Here is a 17,924-nt window from a genome sequence, read left to right as displayed (position 1 = left end):
CAGACAAATCTCATCAGGGGCAGCGGCGAAAAGTGGTGCGCCGCTGCCCTTTGTGTCTGGATAAAACGGGTGTCAGACAGGCAGATCGTCAGGAGTGCGCCATACCACCAGTTCCAGCGCCTGGCGCAGTATATCCTGCCTGACGACATCTGTGGTGCACTCCAGCAGCCCCAGCAGATGCAGAATAATAGCTTTGTTGGTAACCTGGCCGCGTGTGGCGATGAGATGGCGTATGGCAGCGCCCAGCACTTCAGCCTCACTGGTATACAAATCGTCCACATTAATAAAGTGCGCAAGAATTTCGCTTTCGGACGTCTGCTGCTGCATGTTCTTATTCCTTATAAAGCCGGCGTGGCGTTAAAAATATCTCTTAAATGAGGGGGTAATTAATGTTTATTACTCTCGTTTGACGGACCGTCGCGGGTAAACAGATGCGGCCGGTTTTCACCGTCGCGCATTTCAAGCGCACGGCTCTGTCGGGTAGTAGCAAGACTGTTACGTACCTCAATGATCGCGCGCTTGCAGGCCTGGCGGCGTTCATCGTCTTTTTCGCTGGCGGCAAGGGCCTGTAGTTTTTTAATCAGCCCGGTGGCGGAAACGGCACCACCGCCATGCAGCAGATCAAGCAGGGCTTCACCCATCATGATATCTGTCAGTTTCTGGTCATTTCTTTTCATATCTACTTATTTGGCGGTCTGTCGGCCTGCCAGGGCGCTCGCCGGGGAGAGCATTACGTGCACATAACGTCGGTCTCAGCGCGCAAACAGCAGGCGAAGCAGCTCCTGATAATGTTTTTCTTCTTCAGTGTTGCCCGCCCCTTCAAGGCGCAGCAAAAGTTTGGTACAAAGGGACTTACGGTTAAGCGTTTTGCCGGCGCGCAGGATCTCCACCACAATGCGGCCCAGCGTTTCCTGCTGTGAGGGCAGGGAAGCGGTGCTGAAGTAACGGGCGATATCGCTCCTGGATAAGGCACTATATTCGACCTGGCGCATAGGGCATCCTTAATCGGGTTAAAAGGCATCGGCTTACAGAGCGTAAAGTTATACAAAATTTGAAAAGTTGTACAGCTTTTCCCGGGCCGTACAACGTTGTTTTTATACGTTAAAGAAATTAACCCTTTCTTATCAAAGAGTTGGTAAAAGAGACGGAAGTAAGAATTTTCGGAATTTGACGGGTGACGCCAGTCCGCTGCGATACGGACTGGCGTGATCTTTAGCGAAAAGGCGGTTCGTTGAAGGTGCGCAGCTTGCGTGAATGCAGTTTATCCCCCTCGGCGCGCAGCAGGTCTACCGCGCAAATACCGATCTGCAGATGCTCGGAAATCGCCCCCTCATAAAAACGATTCGCCTGTCCGGGCAGCTTAATCTCGCCATGCAATGGCTTATCCGATACGCACAGCAGGGTGCCGTAGGGCACACGAAAACGGTAACCCTGAGCGGCGATAGTTGCGCTCTCCATATCCACCGCCACGGCGCGACTGAGATTAAAGCGCAGTGCGGAAGCGGAATAGCGCAGCTCCCAGTTACGATCGTCGGTGGTCACCACCGTGCCGGTGCGCAACCGCTGCTTCACCGCCTCGCTGTCCATGCCGCTCACCGCTTTGGTGGCATCGTACAGCGCGCGCTGCACTTCGGCGATGCTGGGAATCGGAATATCTGGCGGCAGCACGCTGTCGAGCACATGGTCATCGCGCAGATAGGCGTGCGCCAGCACATAATCGCCAATTGTCTGGCTTTCACGCAGTCCGCCACAGTGACCAATCATCAGCCAGGCATGGGGGCGCAATACCGCCAGATGGTCGCAAATGGTTTTCGCATTCGAGGGCCCGACGCCAATATTCACCAGCGTAATGCCGCTCTGGCGCGATGAGGTCAGATGCCACGCCGGCATCTGATGTTTCTTCCAGGCAAAGTCAGACATCATCGCCTCGGCATCCGGTGTCTCAGCGGTAATAATCACCTCTCCGGAGCAGACCAGACTCTCATAGGGCGACTGCGCATCGCGCACCTGGGCAATGGCCCAGCGTACAAACTCATCCACATAGCGGGTGTAGTTGGTAAACAGCACAAAGGGCTGAAAGTGCTCAACCGCGGTGCCGGTGTAATGACGCAGGCGCGCCAGCGAGAAGTCGGTACGCAGCGCATCGAAATGGGAAAGGGGGAAAAAGCTGCTGGCGTTAAACAGCCCGTCGGCGGTTTCATCACCAATCTGCGACAACTCGGTGGTGGGGAAATAGCGCGCAATGCTGGCGCTCATCGAGCGGTCAAGGGTCAGATCGGCACCATCAATCACGTAAGGATAAGGGATCTCCTGCTGCGACGGACCGACCTCAATGGTGACCGCATATTCTTTGTCCAGCATCTGCAGCTGTTCACTGAGATAAGGGCGCAGCAGCGCCGGACGGGTAATGGTGGTGCTGTAACTGCCGGTATGGGTAAAGCGCCCCCAGGCGCGGGAACGATTTTGCTGGCGGCCATCTTCCTGCCAACTGATACGCAGTTCCGGATAGACAAACAACCCCTGCGCGCGCGCGGCGGCATCGGGCAGCGTACCCTGTTCGCTAAAGACTTTAATCGCTGTGCGCAGGGCGTTCACCGCATTAGCGTAAAGGTTTTCCAGTTGATCCAGCGCCTGCTGAGGGGTCAGGCCATTGCGTTGTATTTCCATAAACTCTCCCGCTTCTTGAACCTCTGTTCTGAGCCTAAGCTTAGCTGCCGTGATCGCGCTACTGAAAAAGAATCTGTGATCGACCGCATTTTGCACCAAACGGGTGCTGGTGTGCGTCGTGACAATCGGTATTGTGAGTGAGCAAACCGGCAGTTTGATGCTGTTACGCCGTGCCCGGGAGGGAAGTGCCACCGGGCCGGGCCTCTTCTGCTGTCGCCTCGCCAGCCGTGCGATGCGATGCCGGACTGCGCGACACAGCCGAATTCTGCTATCCGTTGTGACCTCTGGCGAGCTTTTTGCTTGCTGATTAACCGTGGCCCCACTGGCCGCGCTTGCACTCCAGTCGTTGATTCAGAAATTGATTTCTTCCAGACCGCGGTCTGGCATTTGCTCGTGAACCAGTTGAGGATTGACAGCATGTCTATGAAATTAATGAAATTAAGCGCGAAAGTTGTGTTGGCAGGGTGTTTAGGTGCAGCCTTCTCTGCGCAGGCAGATATCAAAATCGGTGTTGCCGGACCTTTCTCCGGGCCCAATGCAACTTACGGGGCGCAGTACTGGAAGGGGGCGTCGCAGGCGGCGGCGGATATTAATGCGGCAGGAGGGGTTAACGGTGAGAAAATTGTGCTGGTGCAGGGCGATGACGCCTGCGAACCCAAACAGGCAGTCTCGGTAGCGAACCGTCTGGCGGATCAGGATAAGGTGATGGCGGTGGTGGGACACTTCTGCTCCTCCTCCACCATGCCCGCCTCGGAAGTCTATGATGAAGCGGGTATTATCGCCATTACCCCCGGATCCACCAACCCGCAAATTACCGAACGCGACATGAGCGGTATGTTCCGCATGTGTGGTCGTGACGATCAGCAGGGCACCATTGCCGCCAACTATATGCTGGATTCCCTGAAAGCGAAGAAAGTGGCGGTGATTCATGACAAGGATACCTATGGCCAGGGGCTGGCGGACGCCACCAAAGCGCAGCTGCAAAAACGCGGCGTGAAGGAGGTGCTCTATGAAGGGCTGTCACGCGGCGAAAAAGACTTTAACGCGCTGGTGACCAAAATCGCCGCGCTGAATCCCGACGTGGTCTATTTCGGCGGCTGCCATCCGGAAGCGGGTCCGCTGGTGCGTCAGATGCGCGAGCAGGGCATGCAGGCGAAGTTCTTCTCCGGTGACTGCATCGTGACTGAGGAGATGGTCACTGCCGCTGGCGGGCCGCAATACACCAATGGCGTCTATATGACTTTTGGCAGCGATCCGCGCCAGATTGCCGAAGGTAAACCGGTGATTGAGAAGTTCCGCGCCAGCGGCTTCGAGCCGGAAGGTTATACCCTCTACGCCTACGCGTCGATTCAGGCGCTGGCTGCCGCCTATAAAGCGGCAGGCAAAGACAACGAAAAAGCGAGCGCCTGGCTGAAAGCCAACAGCGTCGATACCGTCATGGGTAAAAAAGCCTGGGACAGTAAAGGCGACCTGAAAGTCTCCGACTATGTCATCTACCAGTGGGACGACAAAGGCAAATATCGTCAGCTTTAGTCTGCAGTGACCGGTCCCGCCTGCATCAGGCGGGACATCGCCATCTCTGTGCACGCAACTACGTGCTGGCCCCATCTTCGATGAGACTGATCTATGGATGCGTTCTTTCTGCAACAGCTGGTCAATGGCCTGACGCTGGGTGCGGTTTACGGCCTGATCGCTATCGGCTACACCATGGTTTACGGCATTATCGGCATGATTAACTTTGCCCATGGTGAGGTCTACATGATCTCCGCCTATCTCTGCGCTATCGCGCTGGCGCTGCTCTCCTTTTTTGGCGTGCAGTCGTTTCCCTTACTGATTTTCGGCACCCTGCTTTTTACCATCGCGGTGACCGCCATCTATGGCTGGGCGATTGAGCGCATCGCCTACCGACCACTGCGTAACTCAACGCGCCTGGCGCCGCTGATCTCCGCCATCGGCATGTCGCTGATCCTGCAAAACTATGTGCAGCTCAGCCAGGGGCCGAATCAGCAGGGGATCCCCACGCTGCTCACCGGGGCGGTACGCATGGAGATTGACGGCGGGGTGGTGCAAATCACCTGGACGAAAATCTTTATCCTGCTGGCGGCGTTTTGTGGTATGGCGCTGCTTACCTGGATTATCCAGTACACAAAGCTGGGGCGCATCTGCCGTGCCGTGCAGCAGGATCGGCGTATGGCGTCGATTCTCGGCATCAATACCGACCGGGTGATTTCGCTGGTGTTTATGATTGGCGCAGCGATGGCGGGGCTGGCGGGGGTGCTGGTGACCATGAACTACGGCACCTTTGATTTTTATGCCGGTTTTATTATCGGGATCAAAGCCTTTACCGCGGCGGTGCTGGGCGGCATCGGCTCGCTGCCGGGGGCGATGCTGGGCGGGTTGCTGCTCGGGGTAGCAGAGGCGCAGTTCGCCGGGCTGGTGAACTCCGATTACAAAGATGTGTTTTCGTTTACCTTGCTGGTGGTGATCCTGATCTTCCGCCCGCAGGGGCTGCTGGGACGTCCACTGGTCGCGAAAGTATGAGGGCATAACGATGACAGAAAGGATACAAGGTTTCGATCTGCGCCAGGTGCTGCTGGATACGGTTCTTGCCGGGCTGGTGGCGCTGGTGGTGTTTGGCCCGATTGTGGGCATTGTGCTGGAGGGTTACAGCTTCCATCTTTCCGCCGCGCGCGTGGCGCTGCTGGTCGCCATCGTGATGGCCGGACGTTTGCTGCTGAGTCTGGCGCTGCAGAGCGGCATCGGTCAGCGTCTGCAGCGTCAGATGGAGGGGGCCGATCAGGGCGTTTATGTGCGTGCGCCGGGTCAGCGCTCATCGCTGCGCTGGATCATTCCTCTGCTGCTGATGGTGGCCATTATCTTTCCGGTGTTCTCCAGTAAATACCTGCTGACGGTGGCGATCCTCGGCCTGATCTATGTGCTGCTGGGACTGGGGCTCAATATTGTGGTCGGGCTGGCCGGGCTGCTCGACCTCGGCTATGTGGCGTTTTATGCCATTGGCGCCTATGGGCTGGCGCTCGGCTACCAGTACCTGGATCTGGGCTTCTGGAGCATGCTGCCGCTGGCGGCGCTGATGGCGGCCATGGCCGGCGCACTGCTCGGCTTTCCGGTGCTGCGTATGCATGGTGACTATCTGGCGATTGTTACCCTCGGCTTTGGTGAGATTATTCGCCTGGTGCTGAATAACTGGCTGGAATTTACCGGCGGACCGAACGGCGTCTCGGTGCCGTCGCCCACCTTTCTCGGCCTGGAGTTTGGCCGTCGCGCCCGCGAAGGGGGCACCCCTTTCCATGAGTTTTTCGGTCTCAGCTACAACCCCAACATGAAGTTTATTTTTATTTACGCCGTTCTGGTGCTGGTGGTACTGCTGGTGCTGTTTATCAAGCAGCGGCTGACGCGGATGCCCATTGGTCGCGCCTGGGAAGCGCTGCGCGAAGATGAGATCGCCTGCCGCGCCATGGGGCTGAACCATGTGCTGGTCAAGCTCTCCGCCTTTATGCTGGGGGCCTCAACCGCTGGCATCGCCGGGGTCTTTTTCGCCAGTTATCAGGGATTCGTTAACCCCACCTCCTTTACCTTTTTTGAGTCCGCGCTGATCCTGGCGATTGTGGTGCTGGGCGGCATGGGCTCGACGCTGGGGGTGGTGCTGGCCGCTTTTGTCCTTACCGTGGCACCGGAGCTGCTGCGCAGCTTCGCCGAATATCGCGTGCTGCTGTTTGGCATGCTGATGGTGCTGATGATGATCTGGCGGCCACGCGGGCTGGTGCGCACCAGCCGCGTCGGCGTCGCGCTGCGTAAAGGAGTACGCCATGAGTGATGCCATTTTGCAGGTGGAAAACCTGATGATGCACTTTGGCGGTATCCGTGCGCTGAATGATGTCAGCCTGGAGGTCGAGCGCGGCTCAGTGACGGCGCTGATTGGCCCGAACGGCGCAGGGAAAACCACAGTGTTCAACTGCCTGACCGGGTTTTATCGCGCCAGCGGCGGACGCATTATGCTCAATGCCCGCCAGCGCAGCACCGATGTGATTCAGGTGCTGGGACAAAAAATTCGTGCCAGCGACCTGGTCAGGCCGACGCAACTGGGATCGCGCCTCTGGTACAAAATGTTTGGCGGGGCGCACCTGGTGAACCGCGCCGGATTGGCGCGCACCTTCCAGAACATCCGTCTGTTCCGCGAAATGTCGGTGGTGGAGAACCTGCTGGTGGCGCAGCATATGCAGGTGAACCGCAACCTGCTGGCCGGCGTGTTTAATACCCGTGCCTACCGTGAGGCAGAGAATCGTGCCCTTGATCGCGCGTTTTACTGGCTGGAGTTGGTGGATCTGGTGGAGAGTGCCAACCGGCTGGCGGGCACGCTCTCTTACGGGCAGCAGCGACGGCTGGAAATCGCCCGCGCCATGTGTACCCAGCCGGAGCTGATTTGCCTGGACGAGCCGGCGGCGGGGCTGAACCCGGTGGAGACCGAAGCGCTGAGTCGCATTCTGCACCGGCTGCGTGCCGATCACCGCATTACTGTGCTGCTGATTGAGCACGACATGGGCATGGTAATGAGCGTTTCCGATCAGATTGTGGTGCTTGACCATGGGGATGTGATCGCACGCGGCACGCCGCAGCAGATCCAGCATGATGAACGGGTTATTGCCGCCTATCTCGGTGTAGACGAAGAGGAGATCAAAGATGGCTGAGCCAATACTGGCATTTGAGGAGGTGGATGTGTTTTACGGCCCGGTGCAGGCGCTAAAACAGGTGTCGCTGCGCGTCGAGGAAGGGGAGACGGTGGCGCTGATCGGCGCCAACGGGGCTGGAAAATCGACGCTGCTGATGTCGATTTTTAGTCAGCCGCGTATCGCCGCCGGACGTATTCTTTACCGCGGCGTAGATATCAGCCGTAAGTCGACCCATTTTATCGCCAGTAACGGCATTGCCCAGGCACCGGAAGGCCGACGTATCTTCCCGGATATGACGGTGGAGGAGAATATGCTGATGGGCACTATTACCCTGGGCAACCGCTACGTGCAGCAGGATAAAGAACGCCTCTATCAGCTTTTTCCGCGCCTGCTGGAGCGGCGTAAACAGCGTGCAATGACTCTCTCTGGCGGCGAGCAGCAGATGCTGGCGATTGCACGCGCCCTGATGAGTCGTCCAAAACTGCTGCTGCTGGATGAGCCCAGTCTCGGTCTGGCGCCCATCGTTGTACAGCAAATCTTTACTATTCTGCGTGAACTGGCGCAGCAGGGCATGACGCTGTTTCTGGTGGAGCAGAACGCGCGCCATGCCCTGAAGCTCTCCGATCGCGGCTATGTGATGATGAATGGAGAGATTCGCCTGAGCGGCAGTGGGGCGGAATTGCTGGATAATGAAGAGGTTCGCAGCGCCTACCTTGGCGCAGCGGCACGGGTGGCGGCCGGGACGCTGAAAAGTTCGTAATAAAAATTTAACTGGAGCCGGAAAGGCTTTGCATAATTTCTGGCCTCCTATCATGATTATATTTCCTGTCCGATTTCTTCTGAATTGGTATTCCCTTGCAAAATCCTGGCGTAGCAGTGATGCGGGCGATCAAAGGCACGGCGTGGTATCCGAAACGTCGTGCTTATCGCACGCTGTTCTGGCGTGAGATCACGCCGCTGGCGGTACCTATCTTTATCGAGAACCTCTGCGTCATGCTGATGGGGGTACTGAGCACCTTCCTGGTGAGCTGGCTGGGTAAAGAAGCGATGGCTGGCGTTGGTCTGGCCGACAGCTTCAACATGGTGATCATCTCCTTTTTTGCCGCTATCGATCTGGGGACCACGGTGGTGGTAGCGTTCAGCCTGGCAAAACGCAACGGCAAGCGCGCACGCGCGGCGACGCGTCAGTCCCTTGGCCTGATGACCATACTCGCCTTTCTGCTGGTGATCATCATTGAGTTCTGGGGACACCTGATTATCGATGTGATTGCCGGTAGTGCCGAGCCTCAGGTGAAAGCGCTGGCGCTCAGCTACCTGCAAATCTCCGCCTGGAGCTATCCGGCGGCGGCCATTGCGCTGATCGGCAGCGGCGCGCTGCGCGGGGCGGGCAATACCAAAATCCCGATGCTGATTAACGGCGGTATGAATATTCTCAATATCGTGATCAGTACCGTGCTGATTTATGGCTGCTTCTCCTGGGAAGGGCTCGGTTTTATCGGTGCCGGGCTGGGGCTGACCATATCGCGCTATATCGGCGCTATTGGCGTGATTTATGTGCTGATGATCGGCTTTAACGCCTCGCTGAAGATTACGCTGACCAGCTATTTTCGCCGCTGGAACAGCAATATTCTGCGCGAGGTACTGAGCATTGGCGTACCGGCCAGTATCGAGTCGGTGCTGTTTAACGGCGGCAAGCTGCTGACGCAAATCTTTGTGGCGGGCATGGGCACCAGCGAAATCGCCGGTAACTTTATCGCCTTCTCCATTGCCTCGCTGATTAATCTGCCGGGGAATGCGCTGGGCTCGGCCTCTACCATTATTACCGGCACCCGCCTCGGGAAAAATCAGGTCTTTCAGGCGGAACGGCAGATCCGGCACGTCTACTGGCTGGCGACCTTTTCCCTCTGCTGCCTGGCGTTTCTTACCGTGCCCTTTGCCGGGCTGCTGGCGCGCTTTTATACCAGCGATCCTGAGGTGATTCGGGTTACAAAACACCTGATCTGGCTTAACGCCGCCTTTATGCCCATCTGGGCCGCCTCCTGGGTTTTACCCTCCGGGCTGAAAGGGGCGCGCGATGCGCGTTACACCATGTATGTCTCAATGTTCAGCATGTGGGGCGCGCGCGTGGTGGCAGGTTATCTGCTGGGGATTGTACTCGGCATGGGGGTGGTTGGTGTCTGGCTCGGCATGTTCCTTGACTGGGCGGTACGCGGCGCCTGCTTCTGGTGGCGGCTGAACAGCGGCAAATGGCTGAATAACTATCGTAAGATGGTGGCGAAAAGCCAGAGTGGTTAACGCAGCGCACCTGGCAACAACGCCCCGGCCTTGCGGAAAGGCGCGGGGCAGAGTAAGCGGGCGTCAGGGAAACGCCCGTGTGGTTAACTCACCAGCGCCTGACCATCTTTGCGGCTCTCGGTTGCCGCCACATAGTGGCCCTCCGGCAGCCGATAAATCACCTGTGCGCCGCCGAAGTTGTACTCCTGCAACGGATCTTCCACCACAATCTGATGGCCCCGTTCACGCAGTCCCGCAATGGTGTTGCGACTGAATGTGGACTCCACAATGACTTCACGTCCCTGCACCACGCGCCAGCGCGGCGCATCAATCGCCGCCTGGGGGTTTTGTCCGTGCAGCATAATGCGCAGCGCCAGTTGCATGTGTCCCTGCGCCTGCATCGGCCCGCCCATCACGCCAAACGACATCAACGGCTTACCTTCACCATCCAGCGCAAAGCCGGGAATAATGGTGTGGAAAGGACGTTTACTGCCCGCCAGTGCGTTCGGATGTTCAGGATCAAGCACAAAGCCGCAGCCGCGGTTTTGCAGGCTGATGCCGGTCTCCGGCACCACGACGCCGGAACCGAATCCCATATAGTTCGACTGAATAAAAGAGACCATCATCCCGCTGGCATCGGCGGTGGAGAGATAGACGGTGCCGCTCTGGGTCGGTGCGCCATAGGTGAAGTCAGAGGCGTGATCGGGATCGATCAGCGCGGCGCGGGATTGCAGGTAGTGATCGCTGAGTAGCTCGCGCGCCGCAAACGGCATATGGGCTTCATCGGCCACATAGCGATCGAGATCCGCCAGCGCCAGCTTCATCGCTTCAATGGAAAGATGCAGCGACTGTACCGAATCGGGATCGTAGCGACCGATATCGCACTGCTCCAGGATGCCGAGCGCAACCAGCGTGGCGATCCCCTGGCCGTTTGGCGGCAACTCCTGCACCGAGCCACCGGCAAAATCGCGTGACAGCAGCTCGACCCAGTCGGCACGGTGGCTCGCCAGATCATCCAGCGTCAGGTGCGCGCCATGTTCGCTGGCGAATGCGGCGATTTTTTGCGCCAGTTCGCCGTGATAAAAGGCTTCGCCACGGGTCTGCGCGATAAGTTCCAGAGTAGCGGCCTGGGCCGGATTACGGAAAATTTCGCCGATATGCGGGGCGCGTCCCTGCGGGGCAAAGCAGGCGCTGAATCCCGGCTGATCTTTCAGTTTTTCATAACCGCGCTGCCACAGGTGACCAATCAGCGGCGAGACGGGAAAACCGTTGCGCGCGTACTCAATGGCGGGCTGCGCCAGGGTGGTGAGGGGCAGGGAGCCAAAGCGCTCCGCCAGCGCCACCCAGCCGGAGACCGCGCCGGGAACGGTGACCGCATCCCAGCCGGTTTCCGGCACCGCCGTTTTGCCGGCAAACAGATCGGCGTGCCAGCTGGCCGGTGAGCGACCCGAGGCGTTCAGGCCATGCAGTTTGTTACCGTCCCAGACAATGGCGAAGGCGTCGCTGCCGATGCCACAGCCGGTCGGCTCCACCACCGTCAGCGCCATGGCGCTGGCGATGGCCGCGTCCACTGCGTTGCCGCCCTGTTGCAACATGCGCATGCCTGCCTGCGCCGCCAGCGGCTGTGAAGTCGCTACCGCATTGTGCCCCATCATCGGCGGGCGTCTTGAAGAATAGCCCGTGTTAAAATCAAGCGCTTTCGTCATCATGACTCCTTAGTCGTGGCGCGGATCGAGCGCATCGCGCAGCCCGTCGCCGAGTAAATTAAAGCCCTGCACCGCCAGAAAAATGGCGACGCCGGGGAAAACAGACATCCAGGGGGCCTGCTCCAGAAACCCTTTTGCTGTATTCAGCATGGAGCCCCAGGAGGGATTAGGCGGCTGCTGACCGAGGCCAAGAAAGGAGAGGCTGGCTTCGGCAATAATCGCCGAGGCGATCGCCAGCGTGGCCTGCACCAGGATCGGTGACATCACGTTGGGCAGGACATAGCGCAGGATAATCCAGCGATCCGGCAGACCAATCGCCCGTGCGCCGTCGATATACTCTTCGTTGCGAATGGCGATCACCTGACCGCGCGTAAGGCGGGCGAAAATCGGCATTGCCGAGAGGCCAATGGCGATCATTGCGTTGGAGAGGCTGGGGCCCAAAAAGGCACCGAGGGCGATAGCCATAATCAGAAAAGGGCAGGCGAGCAGCGCTTCGATCACCCGTGAAATCACCCCGTCCCAGATTTTCTGAAAGTAGCCCGCCACCAGACCGAGCGGTACTCCGATAACTACCGCAATCACCACCGACACGCAGCCCGCCATCAGCGAGGTACGCGCCCCCCAGATAATGCGCGAAAAAATATCGCGCCCCAGTTCGTCGGTGCCGAACCAGTAAAGCGCTGACGGCGCCTTGCGCACCGCCAGAAAATTCGCTTTGACCGGATCAAGCGGCGCGATCCAGGGAGCCAGCAGGGCGAGCAGAACGAAGAAGGCCACAATCACCGCGCCAGTGACGGCGCTTTTATTGGCGAGAAATTTTTTCAGCACCCGGTTTTGCCTGCGTGGCGGCGCTGCCGCCACCTGTTGCGTCGTCATTTCCGCCATCATCAGCCTCGCATTTTGGGGTTAATCAGTATGTAGAGCACGTCGGCCAGCAGGTTCAGCAGCAGGAAACCTATCGCCACCACCAGCACCACGCCCTGCACCACTGCGTAATCACGGTTGAAGACCGAATCGACGATCATTTTGCCGAACCCCGGAATGGTGAATACCTGCTCGGTAAGCACCGCGCCGCCCAGCAGCTCGCCGAACAGCAGGGTGGTCAGGGTGATCACCGGCACCAGCGCGTTGCGAAAGGCGTGTTTCAGGATTACTGCCCTGGGCAACAGCCCCTTCGCCCGTGCAGTGCGGATATAATCCGCCTTTAACACCGCAATCATCGAGGCACGCGTATGACGCATCAGGGTGGCCGCCAGTCCGGTGCCCAGCACCAGCGCGGGCAGCAGCAGGGTGCGCAGGTTCTGCAGCGCATCTTCGCTGAACGGCACATAGCCGGAGGCGGGCAGCCACTGCAGATTGACCGAGAACACCAGAATCAGCAGGATCCCCAGCCAGAAGTGCGGTATCGAAATGCCGGAGATGGCCACAAAGTTCGCGCCGTGGTCGATCCAATTGTTCTTATGCACCGCCGCCAGAATGCCCATACTGATGCCGAACAGTAGCGCAATCACCATCGCCAGCAACGACAGCTCCAGCGTCACCGGCAGCTTGCTGGCGATCAGGGTGGTAACCGGTTCGTGCGTGCGTAAAGAGACGCCGAGATCGCCCTGTAGCGCGCGCGTCAGCCAGTCGTAGTACTGCAGCGGCAGGGGATCATCCAGATGCAGATCCGCACGCAACTGGGCGAGCACCGCCGGATCGCGCTCCTCACCTGCCATGGCAAGCAGCGGATCACCGGGCAGCAGTTTCTGCAGCCCGAACACCATAATGCTCACCAGCAGCAGCGTCGGAACGGCGAGCAGCAGGCGTTTGCAAATCAGTTCCAGCATGGTGGCTCCTTACGCCCTGGGTTATTGCGCTACCGACAGGCCCGCCAGGCGTACAATGCCGTCCGGGTAAGGAGTGAAGCCCTGCACTTTCTTGTTCATGCCAAAAATGCGCGGTTCAAAATAGAGATAGGCGATGGGCATATCGCTCTGCAGTTGCGTGACCACCTGGTTGTACAACGGCTGACGCTGCGCCTGATCGTTATGCAGACGCGCCTGCGTCAGCCACTCATCGACCTGCGGGTTGCTGTAGCGGCCGTCGTTCAGGGTACCTTTGCTGTGAATAAAGCCGTAGATGCTGCCATCGGGATCGGGACGGCCGGACCAGCCGGAGAAGCTCAGCTGATAATCGCCGCTTTGTTGCCTGTCGAGCAGCGTGGCGAACTCGGTCATCTGCAGGTTAAGGTTAATGCCCGCTTCCGCCGTCATCGCCTGCAGCACCTGGCCCACCTGCTGCGAGGTGGGGTTATTCGGCACCAGCAGGTTGACGTTCAGCGGCGTGGTAACGCCCGCCTCTTGCAGCAGGGCTTTGGCTTTCTCCACATCACGCGGCGCGACCGGGATATTGACATGGTACGGACTCACCGGGGAGAAGGCCTGATTGGCGGGCGTGTAGAGACCTTCGAACACCACCTGGTTCAGCGCCTCGCGGTCAATGGCCAGGGAAAAGGCTTCACGCACGCGCGCATCTTTAAAGGGATCGTTAGCGGGCACCTTGCCGTTCCGGATATTAAAGGTGATGCCCTGATAACCCAGCCCGGTGACTTTGGCCAGCGCCAGCTTGCTGTCCGCTTCCACGGTTTTGACGTCGCTGGCGGCGATGCCTTCGGTGAGATCCAGATCGCCCGCGCGCAGGTTCGCCAGGCGCACCGAGGCATCGGGAATCGGCAGATAGATGACTTTATCAAAGTGATAGGCCGCTTTGTTCCAGTAGTTATCGAAGCGGGTCAGCACGATGCGATCCTGCGACACTCGGTTGTCAAATTTATAGGGACCGGAGCAGACCGGATGGGCGGCAAAATCGGGCTTTTTCGCCGCCTCCGGTGCCAGCATCGCCCCGGCGCGATCGGTAAGCTGCATCAGCAGCGCCGCGTCGGGCGTTTTCAGGTGCAGGGCGATCCGCGTCGGGCTAACCACTTCTACCGATTCAATAGAAGAGATTTCACTTTTGCGCAGCGAGCCTTTCAGCGTCATGGCGCGGTCGAGGTTAAATTTCGCCGCCGCCGCATCAAATTTTTCCCCATCGTGGAAGGTCACCCCTGCGCGCAGATCCAGGGTCAGGGTTTTCCCGTCCTCGCTCCACGACCAGGCGGTGGCCAGGCCCGGCACGATCTTCAGATGTTCGTCCACATTCACCAGCCGGTCGCACAAGGAGGCAAACACAAAACGGCCATAGTAGGTGCGTGCCAGATGCGGATCGAGCATGTCCGGGTCGGCACCCAGGCCCACGCGCAGCACGCTTTCGGCCTGCGCAGGCAGCGCCGCGCCAAGTAACATCACACTTCCCAGAACGGTCAAAAGAGAATTACGCATTGTCATTATCATGAATTCCTTGCTGGCAGAGATGAGTGAGAAGCCGCCTGTTCAAACAGCGCACGGCGGCGCAGAAACGCGGCGGAGGGGGGAGCTGGCTGAATCACGCCACGATCGCGATTAATCTCCTGCCAGCGATGGCAGGCGACCTGACGACCACCGTCAAGAACCTGGTTAATCGGCTCCTGCTGGCGGCATTCATCGGTAACCCAGGGACAGCGGGTATGAAAACGGCAGCCGGAAGGCGGGCTGGACGGGTTCGGCAAATCGCCCTGTAACAGCGGCTGGGTGCGCGGCGCGCCCGGCTCCATCTGCGGTGCCGAGGCGATCAGCGCCTGGGTATAGGGGTGCAACGGCGCATCAAAGAGAGCGTCAACCGGCGCCAGTTCCACAATCTGCCCGAGGTACATCACCGCCACGCGGTCGCTCATATGGCGGATCACCGGCAGGCCGTGGGCGACAATCACCATGGTCAGACCAAACTGGTGTCGCAGGCTCTCCAGCAGATTAACCACCTGCGCCTGCACCGAAACATCCAGCGCCGAAACCGGCTCGTCACCCAACAGCAATTTCGGCCCGGACGCCAGCGCGCGGGCGATGCCGATACGCTGACGCTGTCCGCCGGAGAACTCATGGGGATAGCGATGCGCCCAGGCGGCGGGAAGTCCGACGGTATTCAGCAGCGTGGTGACACGATCGCGCCGGTCGGCCCTGTTCATTTTTTCATGCAGCCAGAGCGGCTCGCCGACAATTTGCTCCACCGTCATCCGCGGATTGAGCGAAGCAAAAGGGTCCTGAAAGATAATCTGCAGTTCGCGCCGCAGCTGATTAAGGCGTGCGCCGGAGGCATGGGTAATCTCTTCCCCCTGATAAAACACCCGTCCTTCGCTCGCCGCCAGCAGGCGCAGCAGCAGGCGGCCAAGGGTCGATTTGCCGGAGCCGGATTCACCGACAATCGCCAGGGTTTCGCCCGGCATTACCGCGAGCGAGACCCGATCCACCGCGGTGACATAGCGGGCAGGGGAGAACAGCTTTTTCGGCCCGGGAAACAGTTTACTCAAATCCTGAGCTTCGAGGATGGGGGCGGTCATGCAGTTTCTCCCGGTGCAATATGGTGTTCCAGCGGAACGCGAAAACAGGCAACCTGATGTCCCGGTGCCAGCGCGTTAAGGGGCGGTTTCTCAACATGGCAGCGCGGCAGGGCGAACGGGCAGCGGGTAGCAAAGCGGCACCCTTCTGGCATCGCTTCCGGCAGGGGGACCGCGCCCGGAATGGTAGAGAGGGACCCGGCGCGTGCGGCAAAGGAGGGGATCGAGCCCATCAGGCCGATAGTGTAGGGGTGTTGCGGATCGGCAAATATCGCCGCGACGCTGCCCTGTTCCACCACCTGCCCGGCATACATCACCGCCACCTGTTGAGCGACTTCCGCGACCACGCCCAAATCATGGGTAATCAACAGTACCGCCGTGCCGGTATCAGCTTTCAGGGTGTTCAGCAGACTGAGAATTTGCGCCTGAATGGTGACATCCAGCGCGGTGGTGGGCTCATCGGCGATCAGCAGACGCGGGTGATTGATCAGCGCCATGGCGATCATCACGCGCTGGCGCATCCCGCCGGAAAGCTGATGCGGATACGCCTTCAGCCGCATCTCTGCGGCCGGGATCTGCACTTTTTCCAGAATCTGCAGCGCAGTGGCTAACCCTTCAGCGCGCGAGACCTGCTGGTGGCGCATCACCGCTTCGCTCAGTTGATCGCCGAGGGTAAAGGCGGGATTAAGGGAAGTCATCGGCTCCTGAAAGATCATCGCCAGTTCGCTGCCGCGTAAATCGGCATAAGCGCGCGGCGACAGCTGTCGCAGATTATGATGACGAAACTGCATTTCACCGCTGATAATCTGCGCGCTGGCGGGCAGCAGTCCCATCAGCGCCAGCGAGGTGATGCTTTTACCGCAGCCCGATTCTCCTACCAGCGCCAGGGTTTCCCCAGGCCGCACGCTGAGCGAGATACCGTCGAGTACGCTGACCGGCGAGCCGGTGAATTTAACGTTGAGATTATGCAGACGCAGTACCGGGGCTGACTCCTTAAAGGGGATCGTCGTCATAGCGTGATATCGTCCTCAAGGTGGATGGCCTGGATCAGGGCATTTTGCAGGCAGAGCAAATGCTCACGCATCGCAACCGCCGCTTCGTTGGGCTGGCGATGCAGAATGGCATTCATGATTTTCTGATGCTGCGCGTTGTAGTTATCGACGCGCTCTGCGGTGCGCGCCTGTTCACGCAGATGTTGCCAGGCGGGTTCGCGGCGTACCGCGTCAATGGCTTCAAACAACCCCAGCATCAGCCGGTTGCCCGCCGCTTCGGCAATCACCCGGTGAAAGGCGCTGTCCCAGAGTTCGTTAAGATCGCGATCCTCCGGGCCGACGTTATTGATGCGTTGCAGCATACGCTGCATCAGAGCCAGATTTTCCTGCGTGGCGCGCAGCGCCGCGAGGCGGGCGAGGGCGGGTTCCAGATGCAGACGCGCTTCCATCACTTCCAGCAGGTTGGTTTGTTGCACCAGGCCCTGCAGCATCAGCGGCTCCACCGGCGCGGCGGGACCGATAAAGGTGCCTTTGCCCTGCTTGCGCCAGATACGTCCTTCTTCTTCCAGCACATCCAGCGCGCGACGCACTTCGCGCCGCCCGACGCCGAGTTTTTCCGCCAGTTCGCGCTCGGCGGGCAACGGCGTACCCGGCATGGATTCGTACTGGTTAATCAGACCGCGTAACTGCTCAAGCGCGGTACTGGAGTTGGCCAGAAATCGTGACTGTTTTTCCATCAGGATCCGCCTGTTGTCATCATGAGTCGGGTCGGATGAGCAATAAGTTCCGGTTAATTACTTAATCAGCTAATGATTTAGCAATTAACGAACCAATTCCGCATTGGTTTGCTTTTTTTGCTGATTTTAAATTTTATCTCTTTGATTAATAAGATGAATATATTTCTTAGCGGTACAGGCGCATACAGCGAGGGAAGGCAGGGGGAAGAATTTCTGCTTATAAATGGTGCAATAAATGCACTAAAGCTGTGCAATTGTTAATAAATTGCACGTTTATTGTTAATTTATTGTTTCGCTGGAGCCGTGGATAAGTGCAGAGACAGGCGGAAATGAGGGGTTCGTTACCCGTGATGGCCGGAGCAACACTGCCTGTCTTGTTGCGTCAGGATAGCTGACGCCTCTTCTGCCAGTTA

Annotated in this window: 17 protein-coding genes; 6 read left to right on the top strand and 11 right to left on the bottom strand. The window is 58.7% G+C overall.

The features are described 5' to 3' along the window. Positions 1-72: 72 nt before the first annotated feature. The 4 genes from E0E17_RS18080 to E0E17_RS18065 form a co-directional block, all read right to left on the bottom strand. Positions 73-327 (bottom strand): biofilm/acid-resistance regulator YmgB/AriR, encoded by a 255-nt coding sequence (locus E0E17_RS18080; protein WP_130835369.1) that lies wholly within the window; start codon positions 325-327, stop codon positions 73-75. A gap of 59 nt (positions 328-386) precedes the next feature. Next, a complete protein-coding gene (locus E0E17_RS18075) occupies positions 387-677 on the bottom strand; it encodes a hypothetical protein (protein WP_130835368.1) in 291 nt (96 codons plus the stop codon). A gap of 75 nt (positions 678-752) precedes the next feature. Further along, the gene (gene ycgZ, locus E0E17_RS18070; protein WP_130835367.1) at positions 753-992 is read right to left on the bottom strand and encodes a regulatory protein YcgZ; all 240 of its coding nucleotides are present in this window, start codon (positions 990-992) and stop codon (positions 753-755) included. A 220-nt stretch (positions 993-1,212) separates the two neighbouring features. Continuing rightward, on the bottom strand, positions 1,213-2,667 hold the full coding sequence (locus E0E17_RS18065; protein WP_130835366.1) for an AMP nucleosidase: 1,455 nt from the start codon (positions 2,665-2,667) through the stop codon (positions 1,213-1,215). A 417-nt stretch (positions 2,668-3,084) separates the two neighbouring features. Here E0E17_RS18065 and E0E17_RS18060 point away from each other — a divergent pair, with 417 nt between their 5' ends. From E0E17_RS18060 to E0E17_RS18035, 6 genes are all read left to right on the top strand, one after another. Further along, positions 3,085-4,200 carry a branched-chain amino acid ABC transporter substrate-binding protein gene (locus tag E0E17_RS18060; protein WP_130835365.1) on the top strand — a complete coding sequence of 372 codons (1,116 nt, stop codon included), beginning with the start codon at positions 3,085-3,087 and terminating at the stop codon, positions 4,198-4,200. Between the two features lie 93 nt (positions 4,201-4,293). After that, positions 4,294-5,208 carry an ABC transporter permease subunit gene (locus E0E17_RS18055; protein WP_130835364.1) on the top strand — a complete coding sequence of 305 codons (915 nt, stop codon included), beginning with the start codon at positions 4,294-4,296 and terminating at the stop codon, positions 5,206-5,208. A 10-nt stretch (positions 5,209-5,218) separates the two neighbouring features. Beyond that, positions 5,219-6,502 carry a high-affinity branched-chain amino acid ABC transporter permease LivM gene (gene livM, locus E0E17_RS18050; RefSeq protein WP_165446245.1) on the top strand — a complete coding sequence of 428 codons (1,284 nt, stop codon included), beginning with the start codon at positions 5,219-5,221 and terminating at the stop codon, positions 6,500-6,502. Further along, the gene (locus E0E17_RS18045; RefSeq protein ID WP_130835362.1) at positions 6,495-7,373 is read left to right on the top strand and encodes an ABC transporter ATP-binding protein; all 879 of its coding nucleotides are present in this window, start codon (positions 6,495-6,497) and stop codon (positions 7,371-7,373) included. Before livM ends, E0E17_RS18045 begins: the two co-directional genes overlap by 8 nt. Further along, on the top strand, positions 7,366-8,115 hold the full coding sequence (locus tag E0E17_RS18040; RefSeq protein WP_130835361.1) for an ABC transporter ATP-binding protein: 750 nt from the start codon (positions 7,366-7,368) through the stop codon (positions 8,113-8,115). Before E0E17_RS18045 ends, E0E17_RS18040 begins: the two co-directional genes overlap by 8 nt. Positions 8,116-8,234: 119 nt before the next feature. Then, the gene (locus tag E0E17_RS18035; RefSeq protein WP_130835360.1) at positions 8,235-9,650 is read left to right on the top strand and encodes an EmmdR/YeeO family multidrug/toxin efflux MATE transporter; all 1,416 of its coding nucleotides are present in this window, start codon (positions 8,235-8,237) and stop codon (positions 9,648-9,650) included. Between the two features lie 83 nt (positions 9,651-9,733). On the opposite strand, the gene E0E17_RS18030 is transcribed toward E0E17_RS18035, so the two are convergent. From E0E17_RS18030 to E0E17_RS18000, 7 genes are read right to left on the bottom strand one after another with little or no spacing between them, the layout of a single operon-like run. Continuing rightward, the gene (locus E0E17_RS18030; protein ID WP_130835608.1) at positions 9,734-11,335 is read right to left on the bottom strand and encodes a gamma-glutamyltransferase family protein; all 1,602 of its coding nucleotides are present in this window, start codon (positions 11,333-11,335) and stop codon (positions 9,734-9,736) included. A gap of 9 nt (positions 11,336-11,344) precedes the next feature. Continuing rightward, a complete protein-coding gene (locus E0E17_RS18025; RefSeq protein ID WP_130835607.1) occupies positions 11,345-12,220 on the bottom strand; it encodes an ABC transporter permease in 876 nt (291 codons plus the stop codon). Positions 12,221-12,222: 2 nt separating this feature from the next. After that, positions 12,223-13,164, bottom strand: coding sequence for an ABC transporter permease (locus E0E17_RS18020; RefSeq protein ID WP_130835359.1), 942 nt, complete (start codon positions 13,162-13,164; stop codon positions 12,223-12,225). Positions 13,165-13,185: 21 nt separating this feature from the next. Then, a complete protein-coding gene (locus E0E17_RS18015; protein ID WP_207302067.1) occupies positions 13,186-14,700 on the bottom strand; it encodes an ABC transporter substrate-binding protein in 1,515 nt (504 codons plus the stop codon). 2 nt (positions 14,701-14,702) lie between these two features. Continuing rightward, complete coding sequence (locus E0E17_RS18010) at positions 14,703-15,785, bottom strand: ABC transporter ATP-binding protein (protein WP_130835358.1); 1,083 nt, start codon at positions 15,783-15,785, stop codon at positions 14,703-14,705. Continuing rightward, a complete protein-coding gene (locus tag E0E17_RS18005; protein WP_130835357.1) occupies positions 15,782-16,795 on the bottom strand; it encodes an ABC transporter ATP-binding protein in 1,014 nt (337 codons plus the stop codon). Before E0E17_RS18005 ends, E0E17_RS18010 begins: the two co-directional genes overlap by 4 nt. Next, the gene (locus E0E17_RS18000; protein ID WP_130835356.1) at positions 16,792-17,511 is read right to left on the bottom strand and encodes a FadR/GntR family transcriptional regulator; all 720 of its coding nucleotides are present in this window, start codon (positions 17,509-17,511) and stop codon (positions 16,792-16,794) included. The genes E0E17_RS18005 and E0E17_RS18000 overlap by 4 nt, the downstream gene beginning before the upstream one ends. Positions 17,512-17,924 lie beyond the last annotated feature (413 nt).

Origin of the sequence: [Erwinia] mediterraneensis, assembly GCF_900604315.1 — a bacterium.
Lineage (GTDB): Bacteria > Pseudomonadota > Gammaproteobacteria > Enterobacterales > Enterobacteriaceae > Pantoea > Pantoea mediterraneensis_A.
The sequence above is the reverse complement of the archived record's forward strand: the minus strand, read 5'-3'. Positions and strand labels throughout refer to the sequence as shown.